Origin of the sequence: Halorubrum sp. Atlit-26R (genome assembly GCF_003666015.1) — an archaeon.
GTDB lineage: Archaea > Halobacteriota > Halobacteria > Halobacteriales > Haloferacaceae > Halorubrum.
This window is the reverse complement of record NZ_QPLT01000024.1, coordinates 17,121-36,542: the sequence shown is the minus strand read 5'-3', so window position 1 is coordinate 36,542 and position 19,422 is coordinate 17,121. Positions and strand designations below refer to the sequence as shown.

Annotated in this window: 19 protein-coding genes; 4 read left to right on the top strand and 15 right to left on the bottom strand. The window is 66.9% G+C overall.

The annotated features are described in order from the left end of the window. The first annotated feature begins 174 nt into the window (after nucleotides 1–174). Entirely contained in the window at nucleotides 175–624 is a 450-nt protein-coding gene (locus tag DVK07_RS18060) for a hypothetical protein (RefSeq protein ID WP_121598315.1), read from the top strand. A gap of 18 nt (nucleotides 625–642) precedes the next feature. On the opposite strand, the gene DVK07_RS18055 is transcribed toward DVK07_RS18060, so the two are convergent. From DVK07_RS18055 to DVK07_RS18030, 6 genes are all read right to left on the bottom strand, one after another. Beyond that, a complete protein-coding gene (locus tag DVK07_RS18055; protein ID WP_121598314.1) occupies nucleotides 643–1,824 on the bottom strand; it encodes an aspartate kinase in 1,182 nt (393 codons plus the stop codon). Between the two features lie 400 nt (nucleotides 1,825–2,224). Beyond that, nucleotides 2,225–2,893 (bottom strand): Zn-ribbon containing protein, encoded by a 669-nt coding sequence (locus DVK07_RS18050; RefSeq protein ID WP_121598313.1) that lies wholly within the window; start codon nucleotides 2,891–2,893, stop codon nucleotides 2,225–2,227. Next, entirely contained in the window at nucleotides 2,894–3,316 is a 423-nt protein-coding gene (locus DVK07_RS18045; protein WP_017343512.1) for a DUF2073 domain-containing protein, read from the bottom strand. After that, nucleotides 3,316–3,957, bottom strand: coding sequence for an Era-like GTP-binding protein (locus tag DVK07_RS18040; RefSeq protein ID WP_006114713.1), 642 nt, complete (start codon nucleotides 3,955–3,957; stop codon nucleotides 3,316–3,318). Before DVK07_RS18040 ends, DVK07_RS18045 begins: the two co-directional genes overlap by 1 nt. A 203-nt stretch (nucleotides 3,958–4,160) precedes the next feature. Next, on the bottom strand, nucleotides 4,161–4,637 hold the full coding sequence (locus DVK07_RS18035; protein ID WP_121598312.1) for a DoxX family protein: 477 nt from the start codon (nucleotides 4,635–4,637) through the stop codon (nucleotides 4,161–4,163). Then, nucleotides 4,638–5,711, bottom strand: coding sequence for a sialidase (locus DVK07_RS18030; RefSeq protein WP_121598311.1), 1,074 nt, complete (start codon nucleotides 5,709–5,711; stop codon nucleotides 4,638–4,640). Nucleotides 5,712–5,790: 79 nt separating this feature from the next. Between DVK07_RS18030 and DVK07_RS18025 the strand changes: the two genes are divergently transcribed. Further along, nucleotides 5,791–6,804 carry a TatD family hydrolase gene (locus DVK07_RS18025; protein ID WP_121598310.1) on the top strand — a complete coding sequence of 338 codons (1,014 nt, stop codon included), beginning with the start codon at nucleotides 5,791–5,793 and terminating at the stop codon, nucleotides 6,802–6,804. Nucleotides 6,805–6,974: 170 nt separating this feature from the next. On the opposite strand, the gene DVK07_RS18020 is transcribed toward DVK07_RS18025, so the two are convergent. The 5 genes from DVK07_RS18020 to DVK07_RS18000 form a co-directional block, all read right to left on the bottom strand. Then, complete coding sequence (locus DVK07_RS18020; RefSeq protein ID WP_233565508.1) at nucleotides 6,975–7,334, bottom strand: hypothetical protein; 360 nt, start codon at nucleotides 7,332–7,334, stop codon at nucleotides 6,975–6,977. Between the two features lie 121 nt (nucleotides 7,335–7,455). Beyond that, entirely contained in the window at nucleotides 7,456–8,043 is a 588-nt protein-coding gene (locus DVK07_RS18015) for a nucleotidyltransferase domain-containing protein (RefSeq protein WP_121598309.1), read from the bottom strand. A gap of 768 nt (nucleotides 8,044–8,811) precedes the next feature. After that, entirely contained in the window at nucleotides 8,812–9,081 is a 270-nt protein-coding gene (locus tag DVK07_RS18010; protein ID WP_121598308.1) for a hypothetical protein, read from the bottom strand. A 124-nt stretch (nucleotides 9,082–9,205) separates the two neighbouring features. After that, entirely contained in the window at nucleotides 9,206–10,090 is an 885-nt protein-coding gene (locus DVK07_RS18005; RefSeq protein WP_121598307.1) for a fumarylacetoacetate hydrolase family protein, read from the bottom strand. Between the two features lie 63 nt (nucleotides 10,091–10,153). Further along, nucleotides 10,154–11,509, bottom strand: a complete 1,356-nt coding sequence (locus DVK07_RS18000; RefSeq protein WP_121598306.1) for an amidohydrolase family protein — start codon at nucleotides 11,507–11,509, stop codon at nucleotides 10,154–10,156. Between the two features lie 124 nt (nucleotides 11,510–11,633). On the opposite strand from DVK07_RS18000, the gene DVK07_RS17995 reads away from it, so the two are divergent. Continuing rightward, the gene (locus tag DVK07_RS17995; RefSeq protein WP_121598305.1) at nucleotides 11,634–12,356 is read left to right on the top strand and encodes a TetR/AcrR family transcriptional regulator; all 723 of its coding nucleotides are present in this window, start codon (nucleotides 11,634–11,636) and stop codon (nucleotides 12,354–12,356) included. A gap of 104 nt (nucleotides 12,357–12,460) precedes the next feature. Here the strand turns inward: DVK07_RS17995 and DVK07_RS17990 are convergent, their stop codons facing one another. Genes DVK07_RS17990 through DVK07_RS17980 form a run of 3 tightly spaced genes read right to left on the bottom strand, consistent with a single transcriptional unit; the run spans nucleotide 12,461 to nucleotide 15,347 of the window. Further along, nucleotides 12,461–12,847, bottom strand: coding sequence for a hypothetical protein (locus DVK07_RS17990; protein WP_121598304.1), 387 nt, complete (start codon nucleotides 12,845–12,847; stop codon nucleotides 12,461–12,463). Then, on the bottom strand, nucleotides 12,844–14,025 hold the full coding sequence (locus DVK07_RS17985; protein ID WP_121598303.1) for a beta-ketoacyl synthase N-terminal-like domain-containing protein: 1,182 nt from the start codon (nucleotides 14,023–14,025) through the stop codon (nucleotides 12,844–12,846). Before DVK07_RS17985 ends, DVK07_RS17990 begins: the two co-directional genes overlap by 4 nt. Further along, nucleotides 14,025–15,347, bottom strand: a complete 1,323-nt coding sequence (locus tag DVK07_RS17980; protein WP_199719590.1) for a CaiB/BaiF CoA-transferase family protein — start codon at nucleotides 15,345–15,347, stop codon at nucleotides 14,025–14,027. Before DVK07_RS17980 ends, DVK07_RS17985 begins: the two co-directional genes overlap by 1 nt. 845 nt (nucleotides 15,348–16,192) lie before the next feature. On the opposite strand from DVK07_RS17980, the gene DVK07_RS17975 reads away from it, so the two are divergent. Beyond that, nucleotides 16,193–18,151, top strand: coding sequence for a Cdc6/Cdc18 family protein (locus DVK07_RS17975; RefSeq protein WP_121598302.1), 1,959 nt, complete (start codon nucleotides 16,193–16,195; stop codon nucleotides 18,149–18,151). A 45-nt stretch (nucleotides 18,152–18,196) separates the two neighbouring features. Here DVK07_RS17975 and DVK07_RS17970 read toward each other — a convergent pair whose 3' ends face one another. Beyond that, complete coding sequence (locus DVK07_RS17970) at nucleotides 18,197–19,303, bottom strand: S26 family signal peptidase (protein WP_121598301.1); 1,107 nt, start codon at nucleotides 19,301–19,303, stop codon at nucleotides 18,197–18,199. Nucleotides 19,304–19,422 lie beyond the last annotated feature (119 nt).

Below are 19,422 nucleotides of genomic sequence, written 5' to 3'. Positions count from 1 at the left end.
CCCAGCGTGGAGTCCTATCTCGCTCCACAAACGACAAGTCGATCCACGCGATACCTTCGGTGAGGCGTTCGATTTCGGCCATAAGCACTCTGAAGTCGAACGCCTCATCCTCTAACTTTACGCGACCCGGCGAGCGTGCGGCGATTTTATGTCGCCCGGTGAGAGTGCGGAGGTATGCGAGTTCGTGACGCGGTCGAGGCCGACGCCGCGGCCCTGGGATCGATGACGGGCCGACCCGAGGGCGTCGTCCGGAACATGATCCACGACCGGTCGGTCCGCGTCTCGGTGACGGACGCGGCCGCGTCCGAAGGAGGAGGCAACGACGCGGACGCCGACGCCGACACCCCGGTCGACGCGGTCGCCGGGTTCGTCGCGTTCGACGTGCGCGACGGCGTCGTCCACGTGACGAACGTCGAGGGCGACCCCGGCGCGGTCGAGCGCCTGTTCGAGGAGCCGGTGCGGTTCGCGACCCGGGAGGGGATGACGGTCGAGGCCGTCCTCCCGACCGACGGGACCGCGGTCGACGCGGCCGAGGCGGTCGGGTTCGAGGCGGTCGGCTCGGGGCCGCGGATCGACGGCGCGTCGACGACGCGGTACCGGTTCGACCCCGAAGAAGGCGGCTGAGAAGAGACCCGTCGCCGCTCAGTCGAAGCGGTCCTGAACGATTTCGAGCGCCTGCTCGCGGTCGTCCCAGTCGACGAACACCGCGACGGAGGTCGCGCTCGTGATCAGGTCGATGATGTTGATGCCGGCGTCGGCGATGGGCGCGATGATGTCCTGGATGACGCCGGACTGATTGGGGAGCTCGCCGCCCGTGACGCGGATCGCGGCGATCGGGTCGTCGACCGTGACCGAGGAGAGCGCCTCGTCGGTGACGACCGCCTCGTGGAGCAGCGCCTCCGCGGTCTCCGCGACGTCGACGTCGACGTAGAACGTGACCGAGTCCATCCCGGAGGCGACCGCGTCGATGTTGATCTCCTCGGCGCGGAGCGCGTTCGACAGCTCCGAGAGGATCCCCGGGCGGTTGCGGATCGCGCGGCCCGCGATGGTGAGACACGCGAGCGGCTCCTCGCGCATGTCGATCAGGCTCTCGAACTCGCCCTCGATCCGGGTGCCGCCCCGGAGCAGGTCGCCGTGCTGGTAGTGGACGACCCGGACCGCGAGGTCCTCGTCCTTGTACGAGAGCGCGGACGGAGCGACCACCTCGGCGCCGCGGAACGAGAGGTTGCGAAGCTCGTCGACGGTGATCTGCCCGACGTTGCGCGCGCCCTCGACGACCCGCGGGTCGCCGGTCATCACGCCCTCCACGTCGGTGACGATGACGACCTCGTCGGCGTCCATGTAGTTGCCGAGCATGACCGCGGTCGTGTCCGACCCGCCGCGCCCGAGCGTGGTGACGTTGCCGTCGTGGTCCTCCGCGAGGAACCCGGTGATGATCGGGACGACGCCGTCCATGTCGGCGGCGATCTTCTCGGCCCGACGCTTGGTCTCCGCGACGTCGACCTCGCCGCGCTCGTCCGTGATCACCGGCCAGTCGGGGTGGCCGGGTTCGAGGAAGACGGCGTCGACGTCGCGGACCGACAGCGCGGCCTTCAGCATGCGGACGCTGGTGCGCTCGCCCATCGAGACGATCTCCGCGCGGTCGGCGTCGTCGGTCTCGAAGGTGATGTCGTCGAGGAGGTCGTCCGTGGTCGACCCCATCGCGCTCGCGACGACCGCGATCTCGTGGCCGGCCGCGACCGCGCTCGCCACCGAGTCGGCGGCGCGTTCGATCCGGTCGCCGCTCCCGAGGCTCGTGCCGCCGAACTTGGCGATTACGCGCATGCGGCTACCTCGTCCGGAGTCCGAGACGCTCGGCGTCCGGGGTGCGGTCGGCGGCGGGCGAGCGGCGCGGCGCGACCCGACTCGGAGCCGGAGTCCCGGCCCGGTCGGCGGAAGCGATCGGTAAACATGCGACTCCGTAGCGGAGGAAGCCGGATAACAGTATCTTCTTCGACAAGGGTCGCCCGAATCGGAGAACCGCACGGAGAGGCGGCCGTGCGGCGGCGAAAACGGAACGAACGATCACCGGAGTTCGGAACCGGCGGTCAGGAAGGCGGGGACGCGTACGGAGGACGGGACGGAGACGCGAGGACGCGTACGGAGGACGGGACGGAGACGCGAGGACGCGTACGGAGGACGGGACGGAGACGCGAGGACGCGTACGGAGGGCCGGACGGAGGCGCTATTCGTCCTGAATGCCCCACGCGTCGGGCATCTCGATGACGTACCGGCCGTCCTCCTGGAGGGAGATGATGTACTCCTGTCTGTCGTACAGCTCCATCAGGTTGAGCTCGTACTGCCCGGGGCTGACGATGCGGATGCTCTCGAACTGGTCGTTGAGCTCGTCGCGGAGCGCGTCGATGCCCGGCTCCGGCTCCTCCTCGGCCGGCGGCGTCTCGGCGGGCTCGATGTCGCGGCTCGCGCGGTCGAGCTCGTCCGGCGACACCACCTCGGAGCGCGCGCTCGCCTGCGCGGTGTCCTCGTCGCTCCGGTCCGCGATCTGCTCCGTGCCGTCGGATTCGGCCGAGGCGTCTGCGCTCGCGGAAGCGTCGCTCGGCGTCGCGTCCGCGGGCTCGGTCGGACGGCGGTCGGTCCCGCTCTCCTCCGGCGTCGACGCCGACCGATCGTCCGGGGTCGGCGGCGTCCGGGATCTCCCTTCGGCGGCGGAGCCGGACGGTCCGGCGTCGCCGGACGGCGGATCGGCCTGGTCGGTCGCGCCGGCGGTCGTGTCCTCGGTCGCGCCGGCGGGCTTGAACTGGAACTTGTTCCCGCCGCAGTCGGGACAGCCGGACAGCATCTCCTTGGAGCCGTCGGGGAACGTCCGCCCGCAGGAGGTACACTGGTGGGGCATCTACTTGCGGGAGACGAGCGTGCTGATGAGGTTCTCGTCCTTGTGGAGGGTCTCGATGCGGTTCGCCGGGCCGATGACGGTGAGCTTCTGGGTCGACTCGCGGCCCATCAGCTTGTCGAGGAAGCTCTGGTCGCCCGCCTCGGCCTTCGGGTACGTCTCTATCTCGATGCCGGTGAAGTCGTCGGGGCTGATCTCGGTCATCGTCACCTCGATGAGCTTCGACTCCTCGTCCGGGGAGAGCCCCTCCTCGAGGATGACGATGTTGCCGTCGCGGACGCCGTCGAGGATGAGCCGGATCTTCTCCATCCCGGTGAGCCCCTCCATCCGCGCGCCGCTTATCATGTCGATCCGGACGCCGTCACCGGAGTCGTCGCCGTCGTCCGGGTCGTCCGCGGCGTCGACGTTGGCTTTCGGCCCGGGCATCAGCCGAAGTACTCCGCTATCTTGGTGTACACTTCGTCCATGTTGTCGCCCTCCAGCGCCGACAGCGGGATCGTCTCGTGTTGCGGGAAGGCGTTCGCGATCTGCTGGACGTCCGACCCCTCCAAGTCCGTCTTGTTCGCGAGGATGAGCGCGGGCAGGTCCTGCGACTCGATGATCCCGATCAGCATCGTGTTCACCTGCGTGAACGGGTCGGTCGTGGAGTCGAGCACGTAGATGACGCCGTCGACGTCCTCGCGGAGCCAGTGCATCGCCTCCGCGACGCCCTCGGTCGCCTCGCGCGACCGGCGGACGGCGTCGTCCTTCTCCATGTCGTGATCGAGGAACTCCTTGTAGTCGACCTTCGTCGTCACCCCGGGGGTGTCGACGATGTCGATGGTGACCTTGCGCCCGTTGCGCTCGATCTCCACGTTCTCCTTCCGGCGGGCCCGGCGAGTCTCGTGAGGAATGTGGCTCTCGGGCCCGACGGCGTCACCCGTCCAGTCGCGTGCGATCCGGTTTGCGAGGGTCGTTTTACCGGCGTTCGGCGGTCCGTAGATCCCGATCCGCTTGGGCTCGTCGGCCGCGAACAGGCCGTCCGTGACCCGCGATATGCTGTCTCTGAGATTTGTGAGCAGTCCCATCCTGACCTCCAGTCCGTGTGTGGTTGACCCGAACACCGCGGTCGTCGCGCGGCGCCGTTCGATCCGTACGCTCGACGCCCGTTCGGGGGATTACGGTACGGTCCTCACCGCTCTCACTTAAGAACTGCGTCAGACATCGCCGATCCGGAGCGTCGGCGCCGGACGAACCCGAAATCCGGGAGCGGGAGGGGTTCGGTGAGAGATTACTCCTCGTCGCTTTCGTGTTCCCCGTCGCCTCTGTGTTCCCCGTCGCCTCCGTGTTCCCCGCCGCTCCCGCTCGCGGCGTCGAGGAAGACGACGGCGCCGCCAAGCAGGGCGAGGTTCTTCAGGAAGTTGATCTTGTTCCCCTGCCGCTCTTTCCCCTCCATCGTCCAGAAGTCGTGGATCGCGGGCGTCGTCCCGAGGAAGAAGACGATGAGCGCGCCCGCGGCCGCGCGCGGAAGCCGCCAGAGGACGATCCCGAGGTTGGCGACGAACAGCATCCCGGTGACGAACGGGACGAGCACGTCGGGCATCGGGACGCCCTTCTCCTCGGCGATCGCGACCCGCTTGTCGTTATTCTTGAACCCGTCGAGGGCCATGTACGCGAGGACCCCGCCGTACAGCGAGCGGCCGAGCAGCGACGGGGCGTCGCGGCCGCCGTCGTTCCGTTCGGACTGAGAGTCCGACTCGTCCGCCATTCAGACCACCTCGATCCGGCTGACGTTCGCGTCCACGCGGCCGACCGTCTCGTAGGTCGGAGCGTCCCCGGCCCCGTTCCCGGCGTTCCCGTCGAGGCGACGCATGATCCGGCCCTCCACGTCGTCGCGCTCGTCGGGGACGTCGAAGAGGCCGGAGCCGCAGACCACGTCGCCGTCGTGGACCGCCCACGTCTCGATTATCTCGTGCGGCTCGCCGGGGAACTCGACGCGCTCGAAGTCGCGGCCGAAGTTGGTGGACTCGAAGAGGGCGACCTCGTGGTCGTCGTTCACCCACGCCGGGGGCGCCTCCTCGCCGCCGCAGAAGATCACCCGGCCGTCGTGGACGAACACCCGGCGGATGTACGAGAAGTCGTTCCCGGTGTCGAGGCGTTCCCACGACTCGCCCGCGTCGGTGGTCCGCCACAGGCCGCCCTCGCCGACCGCGTGGCCGAGCCCGAGGTTCTCTAAGTCGTGGTCGAGGTACCCGGTCGTCGCCAGCCACACGTCCTCCGAGATCGGGAGGACCTGGTGGACGTCGTCGACGATGGCGTCGCGGCCGTCCGTCCACGTGCGGCCGCCGTCGCGGCTGACGTGGATCCCGCCGGCCTCGACGCCCGCGATCAGGTGGTCGGGGCGGCCGGGGACCGCTTCGAGCGCCCGCAAGCGGGCGTAGTGGGGGTCGATCGGCGACTCCCAGTGGCCGCGCGAGGGGAGCTCGCGGAACCCCTTCTGCTCGGTCCACGTCTCCCCGCCGTCGACCGAGCGGAACACGTACGGGTCGTTGGTGCCGGCGTACAGCGCGCCGTCCGCGGTCGCGAGGATCGACCACACCTCGCTCTGCCCGGCGTGCCAGAACCGGTCGCCGAGCGGGACTTCGAGGTCGGTCCACGTCTCGCCGCCGTCGAGCGAGCGGTACGCCCCGGTCGAGGAGGCGACGAAAACGCCCTCGGTGTGGTCCCACGACTTCACGGCGGTGACGACCCCGCAGTCGAGGACGTGGTCGAGGTCGCCGCGCTCGAAGGGGACGTCGTCGGCTCGGTACAGCCCGGAGTCTGTCCCGATCAACAGTGTCATATCCGTGAGTGAGTCGGAGAGACAATAAAGTTTTACCAACCTGTAAAACGCTAAGTGCCCGGGGGACGACGGTGGGGGCATGACAGCGCCGCACGCCACCGTTCGCCCGACCGACGCCGCGTACCTCGACGAGTCCGAGTCCGAACCCGAGCTCCCGACCGAACTGCTGAACCTCCCGTGGATCGACCCGCACAACCACGCGCACACGCTCTCGTGGGAGGACCGCGAGCGGTACGCGCTGTCGGGCTGCCGGTCGATGCTGATGGTGTCGTCGGGGTACCACTGGACCCCCTACAAGCCCGTGGAGGCGAGCGACATCCGCTTCCTGTGGGACGACGCGATCAACCGCCGGCGGGCGATCGAACGTAACCACTTCTTCGAGGCGAAGTTAGGGCTCGGCGTCCACACCGGCGTTCGGATCGAGAATCCCGACGAGCTGCTGGCCGCGATGGACGACTACTGCGCGCTCGACGAGGTCGTCGCGGTCGGCGAGACGGGCGTCGTCCCGAGCCAGCACGTCGAGCGCTGGGACGTCGACGAACAGCAGGCGGTCGTCGAGGCGCAGATGGAGTTAGCCACCGACCACGACCTCCCGGTGCTCCTCCACACGCCGAACACCACGCCCGACGCGAAGCGGGAGTACCGCGACGACCTCGGCGTGACTCCGGGGTACGAGAAGAACGCGGGCCTCGGCACCGACCCGGTCCTCGACGGCGAGAACCCGGCCTTGGAGGCCGTGAAGCGCGACGTGGAGGCCGCGGCGGACGCCGGCCTCGACGAGGAGCGCGTCGTAGCCTCGCACGCGGACGCGAACAACACCGAGTACCTCATGACCGAGACGGACTGCTACCTCAGCTACACCATCGGCCACTCGTGGCTGGTCGGCGTCGACGCGGCCGACGTGGCGAACGCGATCGACGAGTACGGTCCCGAGCGGATCATGATCGACACCGACTGCGCGAACGTCCTGCGCACGGACCCGTACGCGGTGAAACGGGCGATGTTCGAGCTGTACCGGTACGGGATCGACGTCGACGACATCCGCACCGTCGTGTACGAGAACCCGCGCGACGTGTTCGGGCTGGCGGAGTAGGATATTCAAATCGGTCCGCGCGGGGTCGCGGTGGCGTTGCCGGTGGCTTTGCCGCAGCCTCCGAGAGACGCGCCGTGGTTTCGTGCGTGGCTGGCAGCGGTCGCGAGACGACGGGTACGAGGGAGAGTCGCGAACGAGGCGAGCGACGAGGACCGCGGTTCGGGGGAGCTTTACCTCCGACAGAGACACTCGTGTGACACTCGGGTCACATCGGTAAGGTGGCGGTGGATGTCGTCGGCCAAGGAGTACATCGCCTCCGCCTGTTCCTTCGTTGCTGTTCCAAGCCTGTAGTAGGTCTCCGTTCGGTTCCGGTTCCACAGCTCGGCGAGATTGTCCCCGAAGGCATCGTCGTAGAGACCGATCTCGGCGCCGCGTTGGTAGAGCCGCCGGTGGCTACTGATGACCTCCGAGGGCGACATCGCTCCGTCGTGGATCAACCGGAACTGAATCGTGCGCTCGATGGCGACGAACGCCGACTCGATAACGACCGTGTAGTACCCTCGGTCGAGGAGGTTCGATCCGACCTCCAACAGCCGGCAGGCACGGCGAAGTTAGACCAGCTCCGCGTCGTCGACGTCCAAACCCTCCTCGATCGTTCCGGGGCTGCCCTCGAAGCTCCGCTCGGCCTCCGCCAATCGATCCCGGATGTCGTCATTCATCGGCGTACACCTCGGTCCGGAGCGCTGAGAGGAGGTCGGAATCGACCAACGTGATGCCGTCGTCGAACTGGGGGCGAAGCTGGTCGCCGATTCGCCGGACGCTGTCCGTCGATTCGACGAGCGGCTGGTAGGTGTAGCGGTTCCCCTCGAACCGTCGGTCTTCGAGGTCGCTGACGATCGACTGGACGGTCCGACGAGCGGCTGTTCGATCTTCGTCGACGACCACCAGTACGTCGATGTCGCTGGTCCGATCCGCTTCCCCCCGAGCGACGCTGCCGAATAGGACGACACCGACTAGCTCGTCCAGTTCCTCTCGGGCTCGTTGGAGGAAGGCCTGGACCGGGTGGTGGAACTCGCTCTGCGGGATCGAGAGAATCGGATCGGGCTTCGTGAGCCGGTCACGGTTGATCCGGACCTGCTGGGTCCGACCGTCCTGTGCCGTTTCGACGACGTCAAGCTCGGAAAGGAGCTTCACTGCCTTCGATATCGTCCCCTGGTTCGCCCCCGTGAGACTCGCGAGTTCGCTCATCGAGTACGTCGTGTACGGCCGGTCGATGAGAACCGCAAGGACATCCTCCATTGCTTGGTATCGAAACACCCGATCCTCCGGAAACGGATATCGCAGTTCGATCGAGATCGACTCTTTCCCATTAGGCATACGATTCCTAATAGGAAACAGTCAAAAAAAAAACTCTACCGATGAACTGAGTTGATTAGGACGGATTGTCACGGTTAGAATCCGATGTTTCAGGCACGTTGTCCTCAAAAGTCCCATATTGTGAGTTGTTCCGGTCAGTACGAACATAGCGACGAGCAGGAGTGAGTATCGCAGATCGGTAACAGCGATGTAGTATTTAAACAACTGTGAGCGACGGCGACGAGCGTCTATAAATGGCAGGCGGTGCGGTGGCGCGCCTGCGAGCGGCCGCCTTCAGCGGCCGCGAGCCAGCCCGCGAGGGACGCGGTGAGCGCTCGCAGAGCGCGAACCGCGAGGCTGGGGAGGTGTGAGGCTGCGGTGCTGTGCGGGACGGGGTGGGACTCAAAGGGGCAGTCGCGAGGGCGGCGTAGGCGACGCAAGCACTGGAACGAGGGAGCGAACGCAGTGAGCGACCGAGTGAAGCGCGCAGCGAGCGTACGTCGCCCTCGCGACTGGGGCTTTGAAGATACTCACCGCCGATCTGTAGTCAATTATTTATTAGCGAGCGACTGTGGCTTTGGAGGTACTCACCGCCGATCTGTAGTCAACTATTTATAAATGAACGGCCGGAGCTGTAGAGAAGTTCACTGTACGGGCTCCGTTGAGATTCTCTACAGAGAAGGCATTCCGATTCCAGTCGGTCCAAGCCATTTAGAACCCGGTCACCGCAGGGAGTACTGTTCCGAGAAGAGTCAGACCGGCGCCGACCAACGCCAGAAGGACGATAGGAGGGGCAGTAAACTCCTCTGGGTCGGTTTGAAGCGATTCGTAGCCGGCAACGGCGAGCATTCCAACCCCACCGGTCGCCATGAGCAGTATCGGGATGCTGCGATCGCCAGCGACGAGCGACGCTACCGCTGGCCCTCCTACTGAAGCTCCGATTACGGCGAATGAGCCGGTGTAGAGGTACAGATCTTCCATTGGCGATGTAACGACACGTGGACACTTGTAGCTTGGTTAGCGATGTACGAGCGCGTCCGGAGAATACGGTTTCAACGAGGCCGCCACGCGACGATTATTTATAAACTCCGACGACCCGAATGTTCTACTCCGTCTCGAACGAGTTCGTGAGTTCGCCGACGCCCTCGACGCCGATGGTAACCGAATCGCCGTCGCCGAGCAGCACCGGGGGCTCGCGGTAGACGCCGACGCCGGGCGGCGTGCCGGTGAACACCAGGTCGCCGGGTTCGAGCGTGAACGCCCGACTACAGAAGGAGATCAGCTCGTCGACGCCGAAGATGAGGTTCTCGGTCGACGACTCCTGGAGGCGTTCGCCGTTGATTTCGGCGAAGATATCCAGGTCGTGGGGGTCGTCGATCTCGTCGGTCGTGACGAGCTCGGGCCCGGTCGGGGCGAAGGTGTCGAGGCTCTTCCCGCGGACCCACTGACCGTCGCCGTGCTGGAGGTCGCGCGCGGAGACGTCGTTGCCGACGGTGAAGCCCGCGACGTGGTCGAGTGCCTCGTCGGGGTCGACGCGGCGGGCGCGCTCGCCGATCACGGCGACGAGTTCGGCCTCGTAGTCGACCTTCTCGGTGTAGTCGGGATCCCAGCGGACCGCGTCGTCGGGCCCGACGACCGAGGTGGGGAACTTCGAGAAGAGGACGGGTTCGTCCGGGATCTCGTTGTCGCCCTCCTCGGCGTGGTCGCGGTAGTTCAGCCCGACGCAGACGACCTTCTGCGGGTCGTCGACGGGGGCGGCGCGATCGAGGTCCGCCGGATCGCGGACGCCGACGCCCGTCGACTCGGCGTACTCGACCGCGAGGTCGGCCTTGCGACGCCACTCCCAGTCGGCGAGGAGGTTGCTGGTTCGGTCGGGGACGTGGATCCCGGCGGCGGCGCCGGCCTCTGCGAGGTCGACGACGCCGTCGTCGGTCGCGACGCCGGCCCACGGTGTCTGTGCGTCCGTCGTTCGGTATTGTCCGATTCGCATCTGAAGTGAGTGAAGTGGGGTGAATTTCGAGTGAGTCGAGTGAGGGAAACCGCGCGGCGCGCGTTACAGGTCGATCCCGGCCTCGTCGAGCAGGCGCTCGCCGGAGGCGACGAAGCGGTCGAACTCCTCGTCGACCTTCGGGTTCGTCAGCTCGCCGTCGCGCTTGACGACCTCGCCGTCGACGAGGACGGTGTCGATGTGCGAGGGGTCGGCCTGGAACACGACGGTCTGGATCGGGGAGTGCGAGGGCGCCGTCATGAAGTCGTCGGCGTCGAATAAGACGAGGTCCGCGCGCTTGCCGGGGGTGATCGTCCCGATCTCGTCGTCGAGGCCGAGCGCCTTCGCGCCCTCGACGGTGGCCATCTCCAAGGTGTCGCGCGCGGAGATGCTGACCTCGGTGACCTCCTCGTCGCCCTCGAGGATCTTCTGGTTGTCGAACATGCGCTGGAGCTGCATGCCGATCCGCATCTGGCTCCCCATGTCGCCGCTGACGTTCGAGCAGACGTCGACGCCCCAGGTCGGGCGGCCGCCGGCTTCGAGCACCTTCCCGGTGACGGGAATGCCGTGGCCCATCTGCATCTCGACCTCGGGCGTCGAGGAGAAGGATACCCCCTGCTCGACGGCGTGGTCGACGTCCTCCTGCGTGAAGTGGTTCCCGTGGGCGACGTTGACGTCGGGGCCGAGCATGTCCTCGATACAGCCGAAGCCCTGGTAGTCGTCGCCGTACTCCGACGACGGCCACAGCGCCGCGCCCATGTGGATCGTCGAGAGGACGCCGAGGTCGCGGGCGAGCTCGAGGTCCCCCCGGGCGGTCTCGTCGGTACAGAAGTCCGGGCCGCGGAGCCCGAGCGCGAGGCTGAGCAGGTCGTCGTCGCGGATCTTCTTCTCGCGGAGCTCGCGGATCTTCTCCTCCGGGAGGCCGACGTCGCTCTCGAACCACCACTTCGCCGCGTCGTCGCCCGGCGGGCCGTACGTGTACACCGCGCGCAGGCCGCTGTCCTTCAGCGCGTCGACCGCGCGTTCGCCGTGTTCGAGCGTGTTGGGGTACGACCAGTCGAGCGCCGTCGTGGTCCCGGTGTGGAGCTTCTCGAAGGCGCCGAAGAGGCCGCCGAGGTACATGTCCTCGGGCTGATACAGCCCGGTGATGTTGCCGAGCATGTCGTCGAAGTACTCGCCCATGAGCGACCAGTCGCCCGCGATACCGCGTACCTGCGTCTGCGCGAGGTGGATGTGCGAGTCGACGAAGCCGGGGACGACGATCTGGCCGGCGGCGTCGATCTCCTCGGCGTTCGACGCCGACAGTCCGGTGCCGACCTCGATTATCTCCCCGTCCTCGATCAGGACGTCGGCCTCGTCGAACTCCCCCACGTCCGGGTCGAGCGAGACCACGGTCCCGTTTCGCACGATCGTCTGTGTCATGTTCGATAATAGGGTTTGACCAAGAGGTTAAAAGTTTACCGGGCAGTAAATTTGATCGGGCGTCGAAACGGAGCGATAGCAAGCGGAGCAATCGTATTATGTACCTCAGACGTAGAGTGTGGGTATGAGCGAATCACAGGGCGGATCGGTGAACGAGTCCGTCGACTCCGCGACCGACGACGGTGGCGGCCGCGACGTCGCCGATGACGCCGTCACGGAGGAGGCCGCCTCCGACGAGTCCGGCGAGGAGACGGTGTCCTCCAAGGACACGAAGGAGGTGATCATGGAGGCGACGTTCCGTGCGCTGAGCAAGCACGGGTACAAAGACCTCCGGATGCGCGACATCGGCGAGGAGATGGACCTCACGCGGCAGGTGATCCACTACCACTTCGACGGGAAGTACGACCTGCTGTCCTCGTTCCTCGAACACATCATCGACCAGTACGAGGGCAGCGTGGTCGTCGACGGGGACGCGGACCCGCGGACGGAGCTCCGCGCCCGCGTCGACCAGTGCCTGTTCGGGCCCGAGTTCGAGGAGTTCAGCCACTGGGACCGGATGAAGGTGTACCACGAGCTGTACACGCAGGCGCAGAACGACGGCGAGCACCGCGAGGTGTTCAACGAGCACTACGACCGCCTCCGCGGCAGCATCGTCGAGGTCGTCGAAGAGGGGATAGAGGAGGGCGTCTTCCACGACGTCGACGCCGAGCGGATGGGCCAGCTGGTGACCGACGTCATCCACGCCGCCCGCGGGCGACGGATCTCGCTCGGGCACGAGGACGCCCCCGAGGAGGCCCGGAAGGCGATGGACGAGTTCATCTTCGAGTCGCTGGAGCGGACGGAATAGCCGAGCGGTCGCCTTTTTCGGCCGGCGTTTCCCGTCGAAAGCGGTCTCGCGTCGAGATCGGTTTCCAGTCGGAATCGATTTCCAGTCGAAATCGGTCCCCGTCGTCAGGAGTCGTCGACCGCGACGAGCCGCGGGTCGGTCCGCTCGCGCCCGTCGCGAAGCCGGTGAGAACCGTCGAATCGAACGCGATCGCCGGGAGACAGGTCGCCGTCGGCGGCCTGTGCGATCAGTTGGACCTCGTCGAACCGGACTAACGCGAGGTGGTTCGGCGCGCGGACGTCCGGCGGCGTGGTCTCGACCGTCGTCGTCGCGACGACCGCCCCCGTTTCGAGTCGAACCGTCGCGGCCGACTCAGCGCCGTGGCCGCACGCCGGGCAGCGGCGTCGGTCGTAGTACCAGCGGTGGCCGCAGTCGTCGCAGACGAAGGCGCGGTCCGCGGGGACGTCGCGGTCGGCCGGCCCGTCGGTGACCGGGTGATCGGAGCCGGTCACGCGCGCAACACCGTACAGACGCTGTTGTTCCCGAACCCAGCGACGTTGATCGCGAACGCCGTCTCCGCGTCGTTGACGCGGCGGCTCTCTGGGAGGTCGCCGCGCAGCTGCCAGACGAGTTCGACGATCTGCGAGAGGCCGGTCGCGCCGAGGGGGTGGCCGCGGGCCTTGAGCCCGCCGCCGGGGTTGACCGGGAGGTCGCCGTCGAGCGCGGTGTCGCCGTCGAGCGTCGCCTCCCAGGCGGTTCCGGGGTCGTAGAAGCCGAGTTCTTCGAGTTCGATCAGTTCGAGAACGGTGAACGCGTCGTGGATACAGGCGACGTCGACGTCGTCGGGGGCGATTCCGGCGCTGTCGAAGACGCGCTCGCCCGCGGTCCGGACGGAGTCGATCGAGAGCGGGTCCGGGCGCTCGGCGACCGCGTGGGTGCCCGTCGCACTCGCGGTACCTGCGACGCGCGGGCCCGCTGGGTGTCCGGCGTCGTCCTCGTCGGTTGCGCGGGTCAGCACGACCGCGGCGGCGCCGTCGGACATCGGACAGCAGTCGTACAGTCGGAGCGGTGCGGCGACCACCGGGGAGTCGAGCGCGTCCTCGACGTCGATCGACTTCCGGAACTGCGCGACGGGGTTGTCGACCGCGTTGGCGTGGTTCTTGGCGGCGACCGCGGCGAGCGCCTCGCGGGGCGCGTCGTGGCGGTCGAGGTAGGCGCCGGCGGCGAGGCCGCCGAAGGAGGGGAGCGTGACCCCCTGCGCGTACTCGCGACGGTGGACGAGGCGGCTGATCGCCTCCGTGACGTCCCGCGTGTCGCCCGCGGACATCTTCTCGGCGCCGACGACGAGCGCGGTGTCGGCGTCGCCCTTTTCAATGCGGTCGACGCCGCGGTGGAAGGCGCTGGCGCCGGTCGCGCTCGTGTTCTCGATCCGATCGGCGGACGCGCCGTCGAGGCCGAGGGCGGCCGCGAGCGCGTTCGCGAGCCCCGCTCCCTCGTCGAGCGCCTCGGCGAGGGCGTTGCCGAAGTGGAGCGCGTCGACGTCGCCGGGGTCGATCGCGGCGTCCGCGAGGGCCCCTTCGGCGGCGGTGGCGGCGAGGTCGGCGAGTGCGCGCTCGGAGTCGCTCTCGAAGGGCGTCATACCGACGCCCGCGACGCGGACGCCGGTGGAGTCGGTCGCGGACGACGCCATCAGTCGTCGGTGTCTCCGTCCTCGGCGTCGTCGCCGAACACACCCAGCTCCGCGAGGCGGTCGATCTCGGCCTCCGAGTAGCCGTGCTCGCGGAACACCTCGCGGTTGTGTTCGCCGAGCAGTGGCGGCGGGAGCTCGAAGCCGCTCTCGGCGTTGCGGAACTTGAGCGGGTGTTCGATCACGGGGACCTCGCCGAGTTCGGGGTGGTCGATCTCGGTGACGGTGCCCCGGGCGTCGATCTGCTCACTGTTGAGCGCCTCCTCGACGCTGTACACCGGGCCGGCGGGGACGCCGGCGTCCTCGGCGATGACCTCGATCCACTCGTCGGTCGTCTTGTCGGCGAGCGTGGCCTCGATCTCGGCCTCGAGTTCGTCGAGGTGTTCCACGCGGTCGGCGTTCTGCTCGAACCGGTCGTCCTCGGGGAGGTCGGGCCGGTCGAGCGCCTCGCAGAGCTCGCCCCAGAGCTTCTCGTTGAGGATACAGATGTTGATGAACCCGTCCTTCGTCTCGAACGTCTGGTACGGGGCGAGGACGGGGTCCTTCGTTCCCATCCGCTTCGTCTCTTCGCCCGCGAACACCATCCCGGCCTGCTTGGTGAGCCACGGCAGGGTGGCTTCGAGCATCCCGAGGTCGATGTACTCGCCCTCGCCGGTCCGCTCGCGGCGGTAGAGGGCCGTGGTCGCGCCGAAGGCCGCCCACATCGCCGTGATCAGATCCGTCATCGGGAGGCCGACTTTGACGGGCTGGCGGTCCGCCTCGCCGGTGACGCTCATGATCCCGCTCATCCCCTGAATGAGGAGGTCGTACCCGGATCGCTCGCGCCACGGGCCGGTCTGTCCGAACGCCGAGATCGCGAGGTAGATCAGGTCCTCGTTGTGGTCGGTGAGCGTGTCGTAGTCGACGTCGAGGCGCTCCGCGGTGCCCGGGCGGAAGTTCTGGATGAAGATGTCCGCCTCCTCGACGAGCTCGTACAGCGCCTCCGTGGCGTCGTCGTTCTTCAGGTCGAGTTCGAGGCTCTTCTTCCCGTAGCTCAGCGTCCAGTAGTACGGCGACTCGCCCTTGATGAACGGCGGGCCGGAGTGGCGGACGGCGTCGCCGTAGCCGGGCTGTTCGATCTTGACGACCTCCGCGCCCTGGTTCGCGAGCATCGCTGAACAGAAGCCGCCGGTGACGAACGTCGAGAGGTCGAGAACGGTGACGCCGTCCAAGATTCGTCCGCTGCTCGCGGAACTCCCGGTGCCGCCGCCGTCGGTATCGGTGTCGTCGGTACCGGTGTCGTCGGTATCGGTGTCGTCGGTACCGGTGTCGTCGGTATCGGTCATCGACCCACCTCGTCCGAGCGGAGTCGTCTCATAGGTACGTGTACGGTTCGTTTACCGGATGGTAAAACTATCGGCGTCGACCGTGACGTTCGTTGGCTCGTCGGTCACACGGCAGTCGTTCGGGAGCCCCCCACCCCTTCGTTTCGAGTGGAACCCGGCAACCCCGTGGGGTGTCCGGTGGGCGTTCGGCGGCGGTCTCGTTTTCCTCAGATAATTCATCAGCTGTAGCTGGATAAAACAACACTGACAAACAAAATATAATATAGAGTAGATTGTCGAGGGTACTGTTCAACAGTTTTGGATATAAAACCACCGGTACCAAACCCCAGTCTCACCACCCCCACCCACCCATTCACCGTTCCACACGAAACGAAGGGGTGTGGGGGTGTCCCCGACCGAGTCGATTCGACGGAACCGGAAATCGCGGACCGAAACCGGCGAGTCGAAACGCTCCGACTGAACTCTCAGTCCGGATCCGAGTAGTCACGACTCGGTCGCGTCAGATGGGAACCTGTCACGAGAGCGCCCGAAATACGATCTATCGACGAGATCGTCTCGGAGAACCCGGTAGTTTCCTCTCCCGTCGTCCGTTTCACCTCGACTTTTCGACTCGATCGGCGAACCCGCGAATGCTCCCGAACCGCCTCTCCGTCGCCCCGATACTTCGTGAGAGAGGATCGTTTCAACTCCAGAGAGGAACACTTTTGTACCGTCTCTTCATCTGGTTCGACTGTATCAACTGGACGTGGTCGGTCTCGATTCCGACCGCGAATGCGTATTTCCGACGGGAGACGGCGTCTCAAGCGACATACCCAGCTGTCTCCACCTGAAACAGAGGGGTTCACATGGACGAAGGCGATCACACATCGGGGGCCGACGGCGGTATCGACTCGGACGACGGCGACGAATCGGACCACAGTAGCGGCTCCGAGGACTCATCGCCCAGCCGCTCTTCGACTCCCGACGCCGACGGCTTCGCCGTCGAGGGCTCCGAAACCGACGAGTCCGAAGACGAGGATCCCGAAGCCGAGGACCCCGATATCGAGGATTTCGATCCCGACGCTCCAACCGAAACGGGGGGCGACAGTTCGACTGAAGCCGACCCGACCACTCCAACCGAAGCCGACCCGACCACCCCAACCGAAGCCGACCCGACCACTCCAACCGAAGCCGACTCCGGGGGTCTTAGCGAACCCGACCCCGATACCGGCCTCAACGTCGAAGACGGAACGAGTCACGATACGCCAGACGTCGAATCGATCGAATCGGACGCTGACACGCCTTCCCTCTCGACCGACGCTCGACCCGAAACGGCGGGGATCGACAACGGCGGTCGCGACCGGTCGTCGCCCGACGTCGACTTCGACGGCGTCGTCCTCGACGACGACGACGAGGACAACCAGGGCCTGTTCGACGACCTCCTCTCCGGCGAACCGATCTTCGAGAACAAGGAGGTCCTCCGCCCCTCGTACACCCCGCACGAGCTCCCGCACCGCAACGACCAGATCAACCGGATGGCGACCATCCTCGTCTCCGCGCTCCGCGGCGAGACCCCATCGAACATCCTCATCTACGGGAAGACGGGGACCGGCAAGACCGCCTCGGCCAAGTTCGTTTCCCAAGAGCTCGAGTCCACCTCCCAGAAGTACGACGTGCCCTGCGAGGTCGAGTACATCAACTGCGAGGTGACCGACACCCAGTACCGCGTCCTCGCCCAGCTCGCGAACACGTTCATCGAAGAGAACCAAGCGGTGATCGCCGACCGCTTAGAGCAGCTCCGAACCCTCCGAGAGGACGCGACGGACGCCGAGGACACGCCCGGTCCCGACGCGGCAGCTGCCCTCGCCGACACCGAGTTCGACTCGGTCGACGATATCGACGAGCGCATCGAGACCCTCGAAGACGACGCCGACGAGATGGAGGAGGTGCCGATGACGGGGTGGCCCACGGACCGCGTCTACTCGACGTTCTTCGAGGCGGTCGACTACCACGAGCGCGTGGTCGTGATCATGCTCGACGAGATCGACAAGCTCGTCGAGAAGAGCGGCGACGACACCCTGTACAACCTCTCCCGGATGAACTCCGAGCTCGACCGCTCGCGCATCTCGATCATGGGGATCTCGAACGACCTGAAGTTCACCGACTTCCTCGACCCCCGCGTCAAGTCGAGCCTCGGCGAGGAGGAGATAGTCTTCCCGCCGTACGACGCCAACCAGCTCCGCGACATCCTTCAGCACCGCGCCGACACCGCCTTCAAGCCCGACGCGCTGACAGACGACGTGATCCCGCTGTGCGCCGCGTTCGCGGCCCAGGAACACGGCGACGCCCGACGCGCCCTCGACCTCCTCCGGACCGCCGGCGAGCTCGCCGAGCGCTCGCAGGCCGAGATCGTCGCGGAGAAACACGTCCGGCAGGCTCAGGACAAGATCGAGCTCGACCGCGTCGTCGAGGTCGTCCGCACCCTCCCCACCCAGAGCAAGATCGTCCTGTTCGCCGTGATCCTCCTCGAAAAGAACGGCGTTCACAACATCAACACCGGCGAGGTGTTCAACATCTACAAGCGGCTCTGCGAGGAGATCGACGCCGACGTCTTGACCCAGCGGCGCGTCACCGACCTCATCAGCGAACTCGACATGCTGGGGATCGTCAACGCAGTCGTCGTCTCGAAGGGCCGCTACGGCCGAACGAAGGAGATGGGCCTCTCGGTGCCCGTCGAGGAGACCGAGGCGGTCCTCCTGTCGGACTCGCGGCTCGGCGACATCGAGAACGCGCAGCCGTTCGTTCAGGCCCGGTTCGACAACTGAGCCCGTCCGTCAATCGCTACGTCGCCGACCCCGTCTCGGCAGGCGTCACGCCGCCGTGGCGGACGAAGCGGAGGCCGAATCCACCGCCGGGAGACCGCTCTCCATCGCCGCCGGGAGGGCGCTTCCGACCGTCCGCGTGATCGCCTCGCTCAGCTCCACCTGCCCCGTCGCGATCAGCCGGATGTAGCCGAGATACGGGACTCGGAGCCGCGCGACCCCGTTCACCCACTCGGCCCTGACGGGCGGCGAGAGGCCGCTGGCCTGGTCGTAGGCGCCGTTGTTGTCGCCGAGGGTGATGTACCCGTCGTGCGGCGCCGGGCAGTTGGCGAGCGACCCGCAGTCGACGGCGTTGTGGTACTCCGCGTCGGCGCGGTCGTACCAGTTCTCGCCCTCGGTAACGTGGAACATGGCCCGGTGGATGATCGGCGACCCGGTCCGCCCCGGGGGCGTGTATATCATCACCGACCCGTAGGACCCGAACGTCCGGTAGTCGACCTCTTGGCCCACCTCGTGGGTGACGACGCCGACGCCGTTCTCGGCCGCGTCCGGCGCGAGCCGGCCGGGCTCGGTGACGAACACGAGGTCGCCGACCTGCATGTTCGGCTCCATGCTCCCCGACTCGACGGCGACCATCGGCGGCCACACGCCGCTGACGCCGAACAGCAGGAGGCCGACGAGGAGGACGACGGCGACGCTCGCCAGCATCTCCCGGACCCACATCAGCGCCCCCTCCCGGTCGTGACGGAACCGGTGTAGAAGCGACTCGTCCGCCGTCGTCGTCTCTTCTGTCTCGAACGCGGGAGCCCCTACCGATTCCGGTGCGGTCTCCGCGTCGCTCCAAGCATCGAATTCGCCGGACTCAGCGGACTCGTCTGCTTCCCCGGGTGATTCGGGCTCGTCCCCGAGGTCGACTTCGCGGTCGGTATCGGCTTCGTCGCCCGTTCCACCCGAGGCCACGCGGTCGGGGTCGTCTGGAACCCCGTCATCCGATCCGTCGGGAACCACGTCATCCGATCCGTCGGGAACCCTGCCATCCGATCCGTCGGGAACCCTGCCATCCGATCCGTCGGGAGTCGCCCCAGAGTGATCTTCAGCCCGCTCGTCTCGACCGGCCGACCCGTCGGTGTCCGTCGGCCGATCCCCTTCGTCCATTACGTCGCCTTTGGAGGGTTCCGTTCATAAGCTTCCGGGTCGCGCGGATTCCGCCCTCGCTCGCGGCCCCGCGCGCTCGCCTCCGACGCCTCCGGAACGGTTTTGCCCGCGACCCTCCT